14 protein-coding genes are annotated in these 17265 nt (G+C 66.8%); 9 read left to right on the top strand and 5 right to left on the bottom strand.

Features of this window, described 5'->3' with window-relative positions; all coding sequences use genetic code 11:
- Window positions 1-53: 53 nt before the first annotated feature.
- Window positions 54-953 carry an acetylglutamate kinase gene (gene argB / locus OVY01_RS06635; RefSeq protein WP_267847691.1) on the top strand — a complete coding sequence of 300 codons (900 nt, stop codon included), beginning with the start codon at window positions 54-56 and terminating at the stop codon, window positions 951-953.
- 80 nt (window positions 954-1033) lie between these two features.
- Window positions 1034-1867 (top strand): pyrimidine 5'-nucleotidase, encoded by an 834-nt coding sequence (locus OVY01_RS06630; RefSeq protein WP_432422225.1) that lies wholly within the window; start codon window positions 1034-1036, stop codon window positions 1865-1867.
- Here OVY01_RS06630 and OVY01_RS06625 read toward each other — a convergent pair.
- A complete protein-coding gene (locus OVY01_RS06625; protein ID WP_267846575.1) occupies window positions 1842-3104 on the bottom strand; it encodes an alpha/beta hydrolase in 1263 nt (420 codons plus the stop codon). The two genes, OVY01_RS06630 and OVY01_RS06625, sit on opposite strands and share 26 nt — an antisense overlap.
- Window positions 3105-3530: 426 nt before the next feature.
- Here OVY01_RS06625 and OVY01_RS06620 point away from each other — a divergent pair, with 426 nt between their 5' ends.
- The 6 genes from OVY01_RS06620 (at window position 3531) to OVY01_RS06595 (ending at window position 11130) form a co-directional block, all read left to right on the top strand.
- Window positions 3531-5021, top strand: coding sequence for an ATPase domain-containing protein (locus OVY01_RS06620; RefSeq protein ID WP_267846574.1), 1491 nt, complete (start codon window positions 3531-3533; stop codon window positions 5019-5021).
- The gene (locus OVY01_RS06615; protein WP_267846573.1) at window positions 5005-6672 is read left to right on the top strand and encodes an ATP-binding protein; all 1668 of its coding nucleotides are present in this window, start codon (window positions 5005-5007) and stop codon (window positions 6670-6672) included. Before OVY01_RS06620 ends, OVY01_RS06615 begins: the two co-directional genes overlap by 17 nt.
- 212 nt (window positions 6673-6884) lie before the next feature.
- Entirely contained in the window at window positions 6885-8030 is a 1146-nt protein-coding gene (gene metX, locus OVY01_RS06610) for a homoserine O-succinyltransferase MetX (RefSeq protein WP_267846572.1), read from the top strand.
- Window positions 8027-8677: a methionine biosynthesis protein MetW gene (gene metW / locus OVY01_RS06605; RefSeq protein ID WP_267846570.1), complete on the top strand. Its 651-nt coding sequence runs from the start codon at window positions 8027-8029 to the stop codon at window positions 8675-8677. The genes metX and metW overlap by 4 nt, the downstream gene beginning before the upstream one ends.
- A gap of 117 nt (window positions 8678-8794) precedes the next feature.
- On the top strand, window positions 8795-10156 hold the full coding sequence (locus OVY01_RS06600; protein WP_267846569.1) for an AmpG family muropeptide MFS transporter: 1362 nt from the start codon (window positions 8795-8797) through the stop codon (window positions 10154-10156).
- Complete coding sequence (locus OVY01_RS06595) at window positions 10153-11130, top strand: M48 family metallopeptidase (RefSeq protein WP_267846568.1); 978 nt, start codon at window positions 10153-10155, stop codon at window positions 11128-11130. Before OVY01_RS06600 ends, OVY01_RS06595 begins: the two co-directional genes overlap by 4 nt.
- Window positions 11131-11229: 99 nt before the next feature.
- Here OVY01_RS06595 and OVY01_RS06590 read toward each other — a convergent pair whose 3' ends face one another.
- From OVY01_RS06590 to gatC, 4 genes are all read right to left on the bottom strand, one after another.
- A complete protein-coding gene (locus OVY01_RS06590) occupies window positions 11230-12006 on the bottom strand; it encodes an exodeoxyribonuclease III (RefSeq protein WP_267846567.1) in 777 nt (258 codons plus the stop codon).
- Window positions 12007-12268: 262 nt separating this feature from the next.
- The gene (gene gatB, locus OVY01_RS06585; RefSeq protein ID WP_267846566.1) at window positions 12269-13762 is read right to left on the bottom strand and encodes an Asp-tRNA(Asn)/Glu-tRNA(Gln) amidotransferase subunit GatB; all 1494 of its coding nucleotides are present in this window, start codon (window positions 13760-13762) and stop codon (window positions 12269-12271) included.
- A gap of 2 nt (window positions 13763-13764) precedes the next feature.
- Window positions 13765-15366 (bottom strand): Asp-tRNA(Asn)/Glu-tRNA(Gln) amidotransferase subunit GatA, encoded by a 1602-nt coding sequence (gatA, locus tag OVY01_RS06580; RefSeq protein WP_267846565.1) that lies wholly within the window; start codon window positions 15364-15366, stop codon window positions 13765-13767.
- A 74-nt stretch (window positions 15367-15440) separates the two neighbouring features.
- Window positions 15441-15740, bottom strand: a complete 300-nt coding sequence (gene gatC / locus OVY01_RS06575; RefSeq protein WP_267846563.1) for an Asp-tRNA(Asn)/Glu-tRNA(Gln) amidotransferase subunit GatC — start codon at window positions 15738-15740, stop codon at window positions 15441-15443.
- Between the two features lie 457 nt (window positions 15741-16197).
- Here gatC and OVY01_RS06570 point away from each other — a divergent pair, with 457 nt between their 5' ends.
- A complete protein-coding gene (locus OVY01_RS06570) occupies window positions 16198-17241 on the top strand; it encodes a rod shape-determining protein (RefSeq protein WP_024903450.1) in 1044 nt (347 codons plus the stop codon).
- The last annotated feature ends 24 nt before the right edge of the window (window positions 17242-17265 follow it).

The following is a 17265-nucleotide window of genomic DNA, read 5'->3' as shown; positions in this document are numbered from 1 at the left end:
TCCGCGCGCCCCGCGCGCAGGCGTTCCCCTGGACCCCCGTTTTCCTGGCCGCCATGCCCGATCTTCCCGATATTTCGCAACTCGCCCCCGCGCTCAAAGCTGAGCTGATTGCAGAGGCGCTGCCTTATATTCGCCAGTACCACGGCAAGACCGTGGTCATCAAGTACGGCGGCAACGCCATGACCGAGGAACGTCTGAAACAGGGCTTCGCCCGTGACGTCGTGCTGCTCAAGCTGGTGGGCATCAACCCCGTCATCGTGCACGGTGGCGGTCCGCAGATCGACCAGGCGCTGAAGAAGATCGGCAAACAGGGCACCTTCATCCAGGGGATGCGGGTCACCGACGAGGAAACGATGGAAGTCGTCGAGTGGGTGCTCGGCGGCGAGGTCCAGCAGGACATCGTGATGCTGATCAATCACTATGGCGGCCAGGCGGTCGGTCTGACCGGCAAGGACGGCGGTCTGATCCATGCGCGCAAGATGATGATGCCGGACCGCGAACGGCCAGGCGAATTCCTCGACATCGGCCAGGTCGGCGAGGTCGAGGCGATCAACCCGGCGGTCGTCAAGGCGTTGCAGGACGACGCCTTCATCCCGGTGATCTCGCCGATCGGCTTCGATTCGAACGGCCTGTCGTACAACATCAACGCCGATCTGGTCGCCGGCAAGCTTGCGGTGGTGCTGAACGCCGAGAAGCTGGTGATGATGACCAACATCCCGGGCGTGCTGGACAAGGAAGGCACCCTGCTGACCGATCTGACCGCGCGCGAGATCGACGCGCTGTTCGAGGACGGCACGATTTCCGGTGGCATGATGCCGAAGATCGCCTCCGCGCTCGATGCCGCGAAAAGCGGCGTGCACTCGGTGCACATCGTCGACGGGCGCATCGAACATTCGGTGCTGCTCGAAATCCTGACCGAGCAGCCGTTCGGCACGATGATCCGCTCGTATTGAGGACGATCACGCCCCGCGCGCGGCGCGCGGCGCCGGCGGCGCCCACCGGTACGGCCGGCCCCCCGGCGGGATCGGACACCCTGGCCGTCGGGGCGGCGAATCCGCCGCTTCCCGTGCCTTCCGCCCTGCGCCGGCCATCCGCGCGCCGGCGGCCCACGGTGGGACGTTCGCGCCCCGGGCCGCTCTGGCTGTTCGATCTCGACAACACCCTGCATCATGCCTCGCACGCCATCTTCCCCTTCATCAACCGGGAAATGACGGCGTTCATCGAACGCACGCTCGCGGTGGACCGGGACACGGCAAACCGGCTGCGCACGGAATATACGCAGCGCTATGGCGCCACGCTGCTGGGGCTGGTGCAGCGCAACGGCGTCGACGCCCGGGCGTTTTTGCGCGACGTGCATCCTTCGGCGGAACTGGCGTCGCTGCTGCGCGCAGAGCGGGGACTCGCGCATGCGCTCGACCGTTTGCCGGGGCGGCGTATCGTCCTGACGAATGGCCCGGAGCAGTACGCGCGCGCGGTCCTGGCCCTGCTCGGCATCGAACGGCGCTTCGAACAGGTGATTGCGATCGAGCAGATGCGGCGCGGCAAACGCTGGCACGCGAAGCCCGACAGCGCAGTGATTCGCGGCACCTTGCGCCGGGCGGGCGGGCAGGCGCGCGACGCGATCCTCGTCGAGGACACACGCGGGCATCTGAAGCGTTACCGGCGCATGGGGCTGCGCACCGTCTGGATCACCGGCCACCTACCCCTGCCCGTACCCCGCTCGTCGCCCGATGTCGCGGGCGGGCGGGGCGATGCGACGGGGTCCGGCGCATCGCCGGTACGCGCCGGCCAGGGCCGCCCCCACTATGTCGACCGGCGGGTGCGGTCCATCAAGGAACTCGTCAGGACAATGCGTCGGGGGATCTGACGATGGGCGCGTCGAGGTCGGCGCCGGGTTCCGGCAACGTGGTGCTCGCGCCGGGAAATACCGGCGCCACGGAAGACACCGGCGCCACGGCGGCAGGCGCGGCCATGGAGGCCGTTGTCGTGTCGGACGCGGCGGGCGCCACCGACGAGGCATGCGGCGTCGCGGCGCCGGATGCGGAGACGAACGCCGCACGCATGCCCTCGGCGACGAAGGACTGCGCCTCGCGCGCGGCCTGCACGACCGCGGCCATGCCGAAGAATTCGTGGGTCGCGCCGGGGTAATTCCGTGCCTGTACCGCATTGCCCGCGCTTTCCAGGCCCTCCGCCAGCTTCTCGCCATCCGAGCGCAACGGATCGATGCCGGCCGTGACGACGAAGGTCGGCGGCAGATTCGACAGGTCCTGCTCGACCAGCCGCAGGCGCTTGTCTTCCTGATCGTCCGAATCGACCAGGCTCTGCAGAACGAACCACAGCATCATCGGCTTGTTCAACGGCTTGGCGTTGCGGTTCTCTTCGTACGACAGCGTATGCGTGTTGGTGTCGGCGATCGGGTAGACGAGGCCCTGGCTCACGGGCAGTTGCAGGCCGTGGTCGCGCGCGTAGATCGTGACATTGGCCGCGAGGTTCGCGCCCGCGCTTTCTCCCAGCACCGCGAGGCGGGACGGATCGCCGCCCAGGCTCGCGGCGTTGTCGAGCAGCCAGCGCCAGGCGGCGTTGGCATCGTCGTGCGCTGCCGGAAACGGATGCTCCGGCGCCTGCCGATAATGCGCGGAGACCACGATCGCGCCGGTTTGCGCGGCGATCGAACGCGGCGTCGCGTCGTAGACATCCAGGTCGGCGATCACGAAACCGCCGCCATGGAAATACAGGATCACCGGTAGCGCCGGGGTACTGTCCGGCGCCGTGCTCGCGGGAAACGCGCCGCCCGGCAGGGCGCTGCTGTCCGGCGTCGCGCTCGTCGGCGTGTAGACCCGCGCGGGATTGTCCCCGACCGCGCCGCGAATCACGATGTCGCGGCTGCTCACGCCGGGAATCTCCCCGCTCAGACCCTTCTGCGCCATGACCTTCTTGACCGCATCCGTCGCGGTGGGCTGGCGCCGCGCTTCCAGCGCGTCGAGGTCCTCGATCGGCTTCGGATTCAGGCTGGCGAGCGCATCGAGCACTTCCTGCATGTCCGCATCGGCATTCTGGACGGGGTCCGCTCCCAGAAGGGATTTGATGGTATCGATCACGCTCATGACACTGACTCCATGGATAGATGTCGCATTGGCGAAAGGGGGGACGCGGCGGCCCTGCCGCGACAGGTTTCGTTGCAGCAGGGACTGGCGCAATGCAATGACCAGCCCGCGACCGCTTCGCACGTCGGTTCGCAATGCCAGTGCAAAATCCGTTCCCGGAACGGACTCCTCGGCCGTGCATCCACCGGAAAACCCTGCAGCGACATGGTCGTCCCCGAATGACCGGTTGCCGCTGGCGCCCCGGCCGCGGTGCGGCGAGTTTCAGCCGGCATCGTCGCAGCCCCATCCGCCGAATCGCGGATCGCGTACGGGTATGGGTTCTGCTTTAGGTGTGTCGTGCATGCTCGCAGGTTGGGCGGGAAATGCCTTCCCCATGGGAAACGCGGCCTGCCCTATACCCCCATTACAGGATGGAGAAATCAGACAGTGAACAGTCGATCGCTACCGGTCGTCAAGACCGGCATTCCCGACTTCGACGCGATATTACGGGGCGGACTGCCGCAGAACCGGCTGCATCTCATCGAAGGCGCACCCGGCACCGGCAAGACGACCATCGCGCAGCGGTTCCTTCTGCAGGGAATCGAATGCGGCGAACGGTGCCTCTACGTCACCTTGTCGGAGTCGACGGAAGAACTGACCAGCGCGGCGATGACGCACGGCTGGTCGCTGGACGGCATCGATATCCTGGAAGTCGTTCCGGAAGAAGAGGATCTGGGCCGCCAACAAACGGTGCTGTACCCGGCGGAGGTCGAATTCGGACAAACCATCAGCCGCATCACCGCCCATATCGCGAAGGTGGCGCCGGCGCGCGTCGTCATCGACAGCCTTTCCGATTTACGCATGCTGGCGCACGATCCACTGCTCTACCGCCGGCAGCTGCTCGCGCTCAAGCGATTTCTTCAGGGTCGCAAGATCACGACGGTCGTCCTCGACGATCTGAGCGGCAAAAGCGACGGCAATCCGCACAGCCTGGTGCATGGCGTCATCGCGCTCGAACAGCTCGAACGCGATTACGGCAAGGCGCGCCGCCGCCTGCGCATCGTCAAGATGCGGGGGACGGACATGCAGACCGGCTGGCACGACTTTTCCATCACCCCGCAGGAGGTATTCGTCTTCCCGAGCCTGATCGCCGACGAACACCGTATCGAGATTGTCGGCGCACCGGTACGAAGCGGGATCGCAGGCCTGGACAAGGTATTGAACGGAGGACTCGACCGTGGCACCTCGACCCTGCTCGTCGGGCCGTCGGGCGTCGGAAAATCCTCGATGGCGCTGTGCTTCGCCATGGCGGTCGTGCGCCAAGGAGAATACGCGAGCTATTTCACCCTGGAGGAGACCTTCGAGAATTTTTCGTGCCGCGCGGAGGCATTGGGCATACCCGTCAAATCGGCGGTCGAAAAAAAACAGCTGGGCTGGCGCCTGACCAATCCTTCGCGCCTTTCGCCAGGGGAATTCGTGTGGCAGGTCCGGCGGGAGGTGGAAGACAAGGGTGCCAGATTGATCGTGATCGACAGCTTGAATTCCTACCTGGGAACGATCGAGGAGGAGCAGACGCTGATCCTGCAAATGCACGAGCTGCTGACTTACCTCAACAACCAGGGCGTCGTGACGATACTGATCCTTGCGCAACGCGGCATCGTCAGCGACGTGCAGAATCCGATCGACATGAGTTTCCTGAGCGACAACGTCGTGCTGCTGCGCTATTTCGAGGCGGCCGGCGAACTGCGAAAGGCGTTGTCCGTCGTCAAGCGCCGTACCGGCGCCCACGACAACGCCATTCACGAATACCGCGTTCTACCCAATGGCATGCAGGTCGGCCCCGCCATATCGGGATTGCAGGGCATCTTCACGGGTGTTCCCACCTATACCGGTTCACGACATACTCTGATGAATGGCGACCATGACGCGAGAGAGTGAAAGCGCGCCGGTCGGCCCGCTGGCCATTCTCGCGCCTACGGGCCGCGATGCCGTCATCATCGAGCAGACGCTGGGCAGGGTAGGCATTGCCACCGTCGTCGCCACCGGTCTGTCGGGACTCTGCGCGCTGTTGCGCGCCGGGTCCGGGGTGGGCGTGGCGGGCCTTCTGATCGCCGAGGAAGGTTTGACGGGCGGGATCGGACCGCTTGTCGAAACGCTGGCCGCGCAGGCGCCATGGTCGGACTTGCCGATCATCGTCCTGACCGCGCGTGGCGCGAAGGACGCGCTGCGGGGACGACTCGCTTTTCTCGAGGCTCTGGGCAACGTTTCCCTGCTGGACCGCCCCCTGCATAGGGAAACGCTGCAAAGCGCCGCGCGTGCGCTGTTGCGCGCCCGGGCCCGGCAATTTCAGACACGCGATTATCTGGACGCGCTGGAGCAGGACGCCGTGACGCTCGAAGCGCGCGTGGCCGACCGCACGCATGCGCTGATGGCGGCCGAGGAGACGCTACGGCAGTCGCAGAAAATGGAGGCCATCGGTCAATTGACCGGGGGCATCGCCCACGACTTCAACAACCTCCTCGCCAGTATCCTGGGAAGTTTCGGATTGCTGCAACTGCGCCTCAAAAACGGCAACGCGACGGGCCTGGAACGCTATATCGAGGCCGGGCGAGCGTCCGCGGAACGTGCCGCGGCCCTGACCCACCGCTTGCTTGCCTTCGCCAGACGGCAAAGACTCGATCCGAAACCCACGAACGCCAACGCGCTGATCCGTAGCATGCTGGAACTGATACAGCGCACACTGGGACCGCAGATTGCGGTGACGACGGCGCTCTCCCCGGATTCGACCTGGACATTATGCGACCCTCCGCAACTGGAAAGCGCGCTGCTGAATCTGTGCATCAACGCACGTGATGCGATGCCGACGGGAGGCGCGTTGACGATTGCGACATTCAGCACGACCCTCGTCGAGAATCCGGAAATGCATCCGGACGCCCGCGCCGGCACCTACGTGGGCATTCGCGTGACCGACACCGGCATCGGCATGTCGCCGGAAGTGCTTGCCCGTGCCTTCGAACCCTTCTTCACCACCAAGCCGGTGGGAAGCGGCACCGGCCTTGGGTTGGCGATGATCTACGGATTCATGCAGCAATCGGGAGGACATGTGCGCATGGAATCCGAGGAGACGATGGGCACGACCGTCGAGGTCTGCTTGCCGCACTACGCCGGGGATCTGCCGGAAGAGGAGGCAATCGTTGGCGAAAGCCAGCAGGCCGCGCCGTGCGCCGGCAAGACCGTGTTGGTCGTCGATGACGAAGAGAACGTACGCATGGTGGTCGCGGACGTGCTCAGGGACATGCAGTGCGCGGTCCTCGAAGCGGCCAACGCCGGCGCGGGGCTCGACATGCTGCGTTCGGACCGCAGCATCGATTTCGTCATCAGCGATATCGGCATGCCGGGAGGCATGAACGGTCTCCAGATGGTCGACGCGGGGCGTCAAAGCCGACCCGATCTGAAGGTATTGTTCATTACCGGGTACGCGGCGCCATCGGTTTTCGAAGCGCATCGCGACGGCGATGCGGTGCTCCGCAAGCCCTTCAGCATTGGTGATCTCAAAAAGCGGGTCGAAATGCTGGTCACCAACGACTAGCCCCCCTGTCGCCGGGCGCTGGCCAGTACCCGGCACGCACCACGCGGTGTATACTCCACGCTCACTCTCACGCGCCGATTTGCTGACTCGATTGCGGGCGCGCGAGCAGGGGGACTCCGGTCCGCCCGCTCATTACAAATCCGGCTAAAGCGGTCGTCAGCGCGGGGGTGCGTCCGCCCGCGCCGACCGTTTCGCCACCTTTGCGTGGACTCATGGAATCGTCGCTCGGCTTTGTCACCCCCGTCAGGATGCATTTCGACCAGGCGCTCGCGCTGCAGAACGGTCAATCCCTCCCGGCCTACGATCTGATGGTCGAAACCTACGGCACCCTGAACCGCGAGCGCTCCAACGCGGTCCTGATCTGCCATGCGCTGAACGCCTCGCACCACGTCGCGGGCATCGACCCGGACAGCGCCGAAGTGGGCTGGTGGGACAATATGGTCGGCCCCGGCAAGCCGCTCGACACCAACCGTTTCTTCGTCATCGGCGTGAACAACCTCGGTTCCTGCTTCGGCTCCACCGGGCCGATGAGCCTCGATCCGCAGACCGGACGTCCCTATGGCGCGCGCTTTCCCGTGATCACCGTCGAAGACTGGGTGCATGCGCAGGCCCGCGTCGCCGACGCCTACGGCATCGCGCGCTTCGCCGCGGTGATGGGCGGCAGCCTGGGCGGCATGCAGGCGCTGGCCTGGAGCCTGATGTATCCGCAACGCGTCGCGCACTGCATGGTCATCGCCTCGACGCCGAAGCTCTCCGCGCAGAACATCGCCTTCAACGAGGTCGCGCGCTCCGCGATCCGCTCGGATCCGGATTTCCACGGCGGCGACTACTACGCGCAAGGCGTCAAGCCGCGCGGCGGCCTGCGCGTGGCGCGGATGATCGGACACATCACGTATCTGTCCGACGACGACATGGCGACCAAGTTCGGGCGCGCGCTGCGGCGCGCGGAAGGGGCGCTGGATGCGTACAAATTCAGTTTCGACGTGGAGTTCGAAGTCGAATCCTATCTGCGCTACCAGGGCGACAAATTCGCCGAATACTTCGATGCGAACACCTATCTTCTGATTACCCGGGCGCTCGACTATTTCGATCCCGCGAAAGCGTTCGACGGCGACCTGACCGCCGCGCTCGACGCCACCACGGCGACCTTCTTCGTGGCCTCGTTCACCACCGACTGGCGTTTCGCGCCGGCCCGCTCGCGTGAACTCGTGCGGGCGCTGCTCAAGCTCAAACGCGACGTCACGTATGCGGAGATCGATGCGCCGCACGGGCACGATGCCTTCCTGCTGGACGACGCCCGTTATCACAATCTGGTCCGGGCGCAGTTCGCCCGCATCGCCGAGGAGGTGAACGCATGACCCCGCCCATCATCGCCGCCGCCGGCACGCGCGCCAGCACCGCCACGCAGGTGAACGCGAGCCTCGCGGCGCGCCCGGACTTCCGCGCGATCGCCCGCTGGGTCGAGCCCGGCGCCTCGGTCCTGGACCTGGGCTGCGGCGACGGCTCGCTGCTCGCGCTGCTCGTCGCGGAACTCGACGTGCGCGGCTACGGCATCGAGATCAACGACGCCGGCGTGCTCGCCTGCACGCAAAAAGGCGTCAACGTGATCCAGCAGAATCTGGAGGATGGACTGCGCCTGTTCGACGACAACAGCTTCGATTTCGCGGTGCTGTCGCAGACGCTGCAGACCATCCACCAGACCGCCGCCATCCTGCGCGAGACCGTGCGCGTCGCCCGACAGTGCATCGTTTCGTTTCCGAACTTCGGCTACTGGCCGCATCGCCTCGACGTGCTCAAGGGCCGCATGCCGGTGTCCCGGGCGCTGCCCTACCAATGGCACAACACGCCCAATGTGCGGGTCCTGACGATTCACGATTTCGAGGCACTCGCACCCGAAGTCGGGATACGCATTCGCGAACGGGTGGTGCTCGGCAACGGCCAGCCGATTCGTTGGGGGCTGAACTGGCGTGGTAGTCTTGCGGTCTACCGCGTCGAGAAAATCTGACGCCATCGGCCGGAGCCGGACGACCCGGTCGACCCGATCGACCCGGTCAACGGCAAGCCGCTGCCCGCACTGCCGCCTCGCATCGTTTTCCTGCATTGCTTCCTTTCTCCGTCCTCCATGCAGATACCGCCGCAGATAACGCCCCCCCAGGCGCCCGTCACGGGATGGCGCGCTCTATTCAATACACGGATGCTGATCTGTGTCTTCCTCGGCTTCACCTCCGGTCTGCCGCTGTTCGTCCTGATCAATCTGGTACAGGCGTGGATGCGCTCGGACGGCGTGAATCTGAAGCAGATCGGGCTGTTCACGCTGATCCAGTTTCCCTACACCTGGAAATTCGTCTGGGCCCCCCTGCTCGACCGCTTCGTGCCCTCGCTTCCCGCGCTGCTGCGCCGGGGCCGGCGGCGCCCGCCCGGCTTCGCGCCCGACGCCGACGCCGACACCGACGCCCCCGCCAGCCGGCGGCGCTTCGGCCGGCGCCGCAGCTGGATGCTGCTCACGCAGGTGCTGGTGACGGGGTCCATCGCCGCGATGGGGTTTTTCTCGCCGCGCCAGGAAATCTGGACCGTCGCCGGCCTCGCGGTTGCCGTCGCTTTTTTCAGCGCCAGTTCGGATGTCGTCATCGACGCCTACCGGCGCGAACTGCTGACCGATCGCGAGCAGGGTCTGGGCACCGCGATCCACGTCAACGCCTACAAGATCGCCGGGCTGGTACCCGGCTCGCTGGCGCTGATCCTCGCCGACCACCTTCCCTGGTCCACCGTCTTCATGATCACCGCCGCCTTCATGCTGCCCGGCATCGTCATGACGCTGGTGGTCGACGAACCGGTGGTGCGGGGCGCGCCGCCGCGCACGCTGCGCGACGCGGTGGTCCTGCCGTTCCGGGAATTCGTCGAACGTGGCGGCTGGCGCAACGCCTTGCTGATCCTCGCTTTCATCTTCCTGTACAAGCTGGGCGACAGCATGGCGACGGCGCTCGCGACCTCCTTCTACCTGGACCTGGGTTTCACGAAAACGCAGATCGGGCTGGTGGCCAAGGCCAGCAGCCTGTGGGCGAGCGTCGCCGGCGGCATTCTCGGAGGGCTCTGGCTGGTGCGGCTGGGGATTTCGCGCGGACTCTGGGTCTTCGGCGTCGCGCAGATCGTCTCCACGCTCGGCTTCGCGTGGCTCGCCGCGCAGGGCCCGGGCGCCACGCCGTTCGCCCTGGGTACGGTGATCGCGCTGGAGGCCTTCGGCGCGGGGCTGGGCACGGCGGCTTTCACCGCCTATATCGCCAGCACCACCGATGAGCGGTACACTGCGACGCAATTCGCTCTTTTCACGAGCCTGGCGTCGGTGCCCCGCACGGTGGCGAACGCGGGTACCGGCTACATCGTCGTGCAGACGGGCTGGTTTCATTTCTTTGTGCTGTGCGCGGTGCTGGCCGTGCCCGGCATGCTTTTGCTGCCCAAAGTGGCACCCTGGAGAAACGCGCGATGACTCTGCCCGGCAGACCGCGGCCCGCGACCCGCGCCATCGCGGCGCTGCGCCCGTGGGCGCTGGCGCTGACACTGACAGCGGCCTCGGCGGCCGCCCCCGCAACCGGCAGTCCGGCAGCGTCCGTCACCGCGAACAAGCCGCCGCCGTCCGCCGCCGCGCTTCCGTCGCCCGCCCCGGCATCGCCGCAGCAGGCCGGCGCGGAAGACCCGCCGGCGCCCGCCCCGGACATGTTTCGCAGCATGGTGCCGTCGGCGTGGCTGGAAACGCAGGGCGCGCAGGCGTACGCTCAGGTCATGGGTGCCGCCACGCGCGCGCACCGTCTGGAACCGGCCGGCAACGCGCGGGTCGTCCAGGCGCGCGAGATCCTGCAGCGGCTCGTGCCGTATGCACTGAAATGGAACGACCGGGCGCGCAACTGGAAGTGGGAGGTCAATCTCGTGCGCAGTCGCGACATCAACGCCATCTGCCTCCCCGGCGGCAGGATCGCGATCGATACCGGCATGCTCGAGCGCCTCAAGCTCAACAACGACGAGACCGCCCTGCTGATGAGCCATCTGATCGCCCACGCGCTGCGCGAGCATGCCCGGGCGCACATCGGCGAACAACAGACGACGGCGCACGACGACGGCGCATCCTCCGGCCGCGCGGACACGGTCACCGAGCAGTGGTCGACCGCGGATGTGGCCGCGCAACTCATCGCGATGCGCTACGGAACGAGCGATGAAACCGAGGCCGACGTGATCGGGGCGGACATCGCGTCGCGTGCCGGGTTCGATCCGCGCGCCGGGCTGGTGCTGTGGCAGAAATTCGATTGGGCCGCGCGCCGTCGGCGCCAGCCGTTCACCTTCGCGCACCCGGTCAACGCGAAACGGCTGGCGGATCTGAAAAAGCGCCAGAAGGACATGCTGCCGTTGTATGCGAAAGCGAAGAAAACGACGGTCGGGCGCCTGCCGCCCTACCGGCCGGGACGCTGACACGCCGCCGCCGGCCCACGTGCGCGGGCCGGCAAAGCGCGATGGCCTGCGCCATGCCGCTCGGGGCCGTTCGGGGTCGCGCGGCGGCGTCCACCCGTCTCAGGGCAACGCGTAGTCGTATTCGACCGTCAGCGGCGCGTGATCGCTGAACTTGATGTCCTTGAACACCCGCGCCGCGCTCGCCGTGGCGGCCACCGCCGGCGTCGCCAAGTGGTAATCGATGCGCCAGCCGACGTTCTTCGCATACGCCTGACCCCGCTGGCTCCACCACGTGAACTGCTCGGGGCGATCGTCCAGGCGGCGGTGCACGTCGACATAGCCAACCTCGTCGAACAGCGTCGTCAGCCAGGCGCGTTCCTCCGGCAGGAAGCCTGAGTTCTTGAGATTGCCCTTCCAGTTCATGATGTCGATTTCCTTGTGCGCGATGTTGACGTCGCCGCACAGGATCACCTCGCGTCCCTCGGCCAGCAGCCCGGCGAGATGCGGCATGAAGACCGCCATGAACCGGAATTTCGCCTGCTGCCGCTCCTCGGAACTCGAACCGGACGGCATATAGACCGAGATGACCGACAGCTTGCCGAAGCGCACCTCGACATACCGCCCCTCGTTGTCGAACTCCTCGCAGCCGAAGCCGATGAGAAAGGCGTCGGGCGCATGCCGCGTATAGAGGCCCGCGCCGCTATAGCCTTTCTTCTGTGCGTGATGGAAATAGCCGGTATAGCCGGGCGGCGCGAGCAGGTCGGGCGTCATGTCGGCCTGCGCGCATTTCAATTCCTGGACGCAGACGATGTCCGCGTCCTGCGCGCTCATCCATTCAAAAAAGCCTTTCTTCGCCGCCGAACGCACGCCGTTCAGGTTTGCCGTGATGACCCGCATGGTCTACCGATTCCTTCAGAGAGACGCCCCGGCCCAGCCCCCGGGGCATGATGAAAATGCGCGCGGATCGTGCTGTCCCTGCCGCTCGTATCCATGCCCTGCAACGCCAGCAGCACGCGTCCGGCCACGCGCCCGCATCGAGGAACGGCACCCGGAAATCGTCGAGGTTTTTCAGCGCCGCGCCCATGCCGCCTCCCGTCGTGTGGCAGACGTGCTGACCGGCGCGACGGCGAAGAGGGGCACGCGCCTGCGGACGGGCCGTCTAGCCCGCGGCAAGCTTGGCCCGCAGCAGGTCGTTGACCTGCGCCGGGTTCGCCTTGCCGCGCGTGGCCTTCATCGCCTGCCCGACCAGCGCGTTGAACGCCTTCTCCTTGCCCGCGCGGAATTCCTCGACGGATTTCGGATTGGCGGCGAGCACCTCGTCGATCATCGTTTCGAGCGCGCCGCTGTCCGAGATCTGCCGCAGACCCTTCGCGTCGATGATCCGGTCCGCCGCGAGTTCGTCGTCGGGACGCTCGGCCCACATCAACTGGAACACTTCCTTGGCGAGTTTGTTCGACACGGTGCCGTCCGCGACCCGTACCAGCAGCCCGGCCAGTTGCGCCGGCGTCAGCGGCGCCGCGCCGATGTCGAGCCCGTCGCGGTTCAGCTGCGAGGCCAGCTCGCCCATCATCCAGTTGGCCGCGAGCTTCGCGTGTTGCGCGCCGGCCCTGGCGACGACGGCCTCGAAGTACAGCGCCTGCGCGCGCGTGCCGGTCAGCGTGATCGCGTCCTGCCTCGACACGCCGTACGCCGTTGCAAAGCGCTCCTGCATCGCGACCGGCAACTCCGGCAATTCGGCCCGCACCCGCTCGACCCAGGCCGGCTCGATGACCAGCGGCATCAGGTCCGGATCGGGAAAATAGCGGTAGTCGTGCGCGTCTTCCTTGGTGCGCATCGATCGCGTCTCGCGGCGGTCCGGATCGTACAGCCGGGTTTCCTGGATGACCGTGCCGCCATCCTCGATCAGCTCGATCTGGCGTTCGACTTCGTGGTTGATCGCCTCCTCCAGGAACCGGAAGGAGTTCAGGTTCTTGATCTCGGCGCGCGTGCCGAACGCCGCCTGCCCCACCGGACGCACCGATACGTTCGCGTCGCAGCGGAACGACCCTTCCTGCATATTGCCGTCGCACACGCCCAGCCAGACCACCAGCGTGTGCAGCGCCTTCGCGTAGGCGACCGCCTCGGCGGCGCTGCGCATCACCGGCTCGGTGACGATTTCGAGCAGCGGCGTGCCGGCGCGGTTCAGGTCGATGCCGGTCATCCCGGCGAAGTCCTCGTGCAGTGATTTTCCCGCATCCTCTTCCAGGTGCGCGCGCGTCAGTTCGATGGTCTTTTCGTAGGCGGGCTGCGTGCCGGCGGCATCGCCGGGCACGACGACCGTCAGACTACCGCCGATGACCACCGGGATCTCGTACTGGCTGATCTGATAGCCCTTGGGCAGATCCGGGTAGAAGTAGTTCTTGCGCGCGAAGATGCTGCGCGGCGCGATCTGCGCCCCGAGCGCCAGGCCGAGACGGATCGCCCGCTCCACCGCGCCCCGGTTCGCCACCGGCAGCGTGCCGGGCAAGGCGAGGTCCACCGGGCTGGCCTGCGTGTTCGGCGCCGCGCCGAACTGCGTCGGCGAACCCGAGAAGATCTTCGATACCGTGGATAACTGGGCGTGCGTCTCGAGCCCGATCACGACTTCCCAACCGCTATGTTGCTGGCGCTGCATCGTCATACTCCCGCCGGTTTGCGCCGGTGCCAATCCGTGACGCGCTGGAAGGCATCGGCCACCTGCAGCATTCGCGCCTCGTCGAAATAGTTGCCGATGATCTGCAGGCCGACCGGCAGGCCGGTCGCGTCCACGCCGGCCGCACCTACGCCGGCCGCACCTACGCCGGCCGCACCTACGCCGGCCGCACCTACGCCGGCCGCACCTACACCGCTCGCCCCGAAGCCCGCCGGCACGCTCATGCCCGGCAGGCCGGCGAGGCTCGCCGACAGCGTGTAGATATCGGCCAGATACATCGCCACCGGGTCGTCGGCCTTCTCGCCGATGTTCCAGGCGACGGTCGGCGCGACCGGCCCCATGATCAGGTCGCAGGCCGCGAAGGCCTGCTGGAAATCCTGCGCGATGATGCGCCGGATCTTCTGCGCCTGCAGGTAATACGCATCGTAATAGCCGTGCGACAGCACGTAGGCGCCCGTCAGGATCCGCCGCTTGACCTCGTCGCCGAACCCTTCGGTGCGCGATTTGCGGTACATGTCGTCGAGATCGCCGTATTGCGCCGCCCGGTGTCCGAAGCGCACGCCGTCGAAGCGCGACAGGTTGGACGAGGCCTCGGCCGGCGCGATCACGTAATAGACGGGAATCGACAACTCGGTCTTCGGCAGGGACACGTCGACCAGCGTCGCGCCCAGGCGCTGGAATTCCGCCAGCGCCGCGTCCACCGCGGCGCGCACGTCCGCCGCGAGCCCCGCGCCGAAATACTCCTTCGGCAGCCCGATGCGCAGGCCGGCGAGCGGCGTCGACGTGGCGGCCGCGGCTGCGGGCGCGCCCGTGCCGGAGCCCGGCGCGCCCCAGGCCTGCCCCAGCCGCGCGGTGAAGTCCTCGGCCGGGCGTTCGAGACTGGTCGAATCGCGCGGATCGGCACCCGCCATCGCGTTGAGCAGCACCGCGCAATCCGCCGCCGAGCGCGCCATCGGACCCGCCTGATCGAGCGACGAGGCGAAGGCGATCATGCCGTAGCGCGACACGCGGCCGTACGTCGGCTTGATGCCGGTGATGCCCGTGAACGATGCCGGCTGGCGGATCGATCCGCCGGTGTCGGTGCCGGTGGCGGCGGGCACCAGGCGCGCGGCCACCGCCGCGGCCGAACCGCCGGAGGAACCACCCGGCACCGCGGCGTGATTCCAGGGGTTGCGCACCGCGCCGAAATACGAGTTCTCGTTCGACGAACCCATCGCGAACGCGTCCATGTTGGTCTTGCCGACGCACACCGCGCCCGCTGCCGCGAGACGCTCGACGACCGTCGCGTCGAACGGGCTGCGGTATTGCTCGAGCATCTTCGAACCCGCGGTGGAACGCCAGTCGCGGGTCACGAACACATCCTTGTGGGCGAGCGGCAGGCCGAGCAGCGGGCCACGCTCGCCCGCGCCCAGACGCGCATCGGCGGCGCGCGCGGCGGCCAGCGTCACGGCGGGATCGACGTCGATGAACGCGTTCAGGCCGGCCGCGGCGGCAATGCGCGCGAGATGGTGTTCGGCGAGCTCCACCGCGGAGAATTCGCGCGCGTCCAGCGCGTCGCGCAATTCGGTCAGGCTTTTGTCATGCATCAGGGGGTCCTGGAGTGGGACGAATGGGGGCGGAAGCGGACGATGCGGGCGGGCCGGCGGCCGGCGCGCGCCGCTTACTCGATGACGCGCGGCACCAGGTACAGACCGTCCTCGGTCGCCGGCGCGCTGCGCTGGTTCGCCGCGCGGTCGATCGATTCGGTGACGACATCGGCGCGCAGACGCAGCGCGATATCCTGTATCGCTTCGATCGGGTGCGCGAGCGGCGCGACGCCGGTCGTGTCGACCGCCTGCATGCGTTCGACGAGATCGAAGAGTTGATTGAGCTGGTCGAGCGCGCGCCGCGCGTCGGCCTCGCCGAGTTCCAGTCGCGCAAGGTGCTCGATGCGCTTCACGTCAGTCAGGGTAAGAGCCATGGGTACCGGAAGATCGTTATGATGATATCGCGCCGACGAAGGCGGAACGCGCCGCGCGCAAGCGCGGAAGTACGGCGCAGCGGACGCGCGCGCTGTCCCGGGCCGGCCTCGGCCGGCCCTGCCGGCCGCTCGCCGACGGCCCGTTTTTCGTGCAGGCATCGTTGAATTATAAGGTATCATTACGCACTCGACCCAATCGGGTTGTCCGCCTTTCGCCCATCCGCTGCCGTACGGCCTGTTTCAGGCGAGGCAAGGCGGGAACCCACCGCGGATTGCGTAGCGGGTTCCACCGGTCGGAAGGCCTGCAAATTTCTCCAGGCAGCTTGGCACGCGGACATTCGCGCCGGCGCGTTTGCGCCGGCGCCCTCCTGGTCCCAGGACCCGGCGCCGCGTGCGAAGCTGTTATTTTTTCGCTGCCGCGTGAAAAACAACGTGGCCCCCAGCGACAGGATCCTGAATGTTCGGTTTTTTCCGCAGCTATTTTTCCAACGATCTCGCCATCGATCTCGGTACCGCCAACACGCTGATCTACATGCGCGGCAAGGGCATCGTCCTTGACGAGCCCTCGGTGGTCGCCATTCGCACCGAAGGCGGTCCCAACGGCAAGAAGACGATCCAGGCAGTGGGCAAGGAAGCCAAGCAGATGCTCGGCAAGGTGCCCGGCAACATCGAGGCGATCCGCCCGATGAAAGACGGCGTGATCGCCGACTTCACGGTCACCGAGCAGATGATCAAGCAGTTCATCAAGATGGCGCACCAGTCGCGGATGCTGCGGCCGTCGCCGGCGATGATCGTCTGCGTGCCGTGCGGCTCGACCCAGGTCGAGCGGCGCGCGATCAAGGAAGCGGCGCATGGCGCCGGGGCGTCTCAGGTGTACCTGATCGAGGAACCGATGGCCGCCGCGATCGGCGCCGGCCTGCCGGTCTCGGAGGCCACCGGCTCGATGGTCGTCGACATCGGCGGCGGCACGACCGAAGTCGGCGTGATTTCGCTGGGCGGCATCGTCTACAAGGGTTCGGTACGCGTCGGCGGCGACAAGTTCGACGAGGCGATCGTCAACTACATCCGCCGCAATTACGGCATGCTGATCGGCGAGCAGACCGCCGAGGCCATCAAGAAGGAAATCGGCTCGGCCTTCCCCGGTTCCGAGGTCAAGGAAATGGAAGTCAAGGGACGCAATCTGTCCGAAGGCATTCCGCGCAGCTTCACGATCTCGAGCAACGAGATCCTCGAGGCCCTGACCGATCCGCTGAACCAGATCGTGTCGTCCGTCAAGATCGCGCTCGAGCAGACGCCGCCGGAACTCGGCGCGGACATCGCCGAGCGCGGCATGATGCTGACCGGCGGCGGCGCGCTGCTGCGCGATCTGGACCGCCTGCTCGCCGAAGAAACCGGCCTGCCGGTCCTGGTGGCCGAGGATCCGCTGACCTGCGTCGTCCGCGGTTCGGGCATGGCGCTCGAACGGGTGGACAAGGTGCGCAGCATCTTCTCGTACGAATAAATCGAGGATGCGCGCCGCCGTCCG

The sequence above is a fragment of the Robbsia betulipollinis genome, assembly GCF_026624755.1.
Classification (GTDB): domain Bacteria; phylum Pseudomonadota; class Gammaproteobacteria; order Burkholderiales; family Burkholderiaceae; genus Robbsia; species Robbsia betulipollinis.
This window is presented reverse-complemented; position numbering and strand designations above follow the sequence as displayed.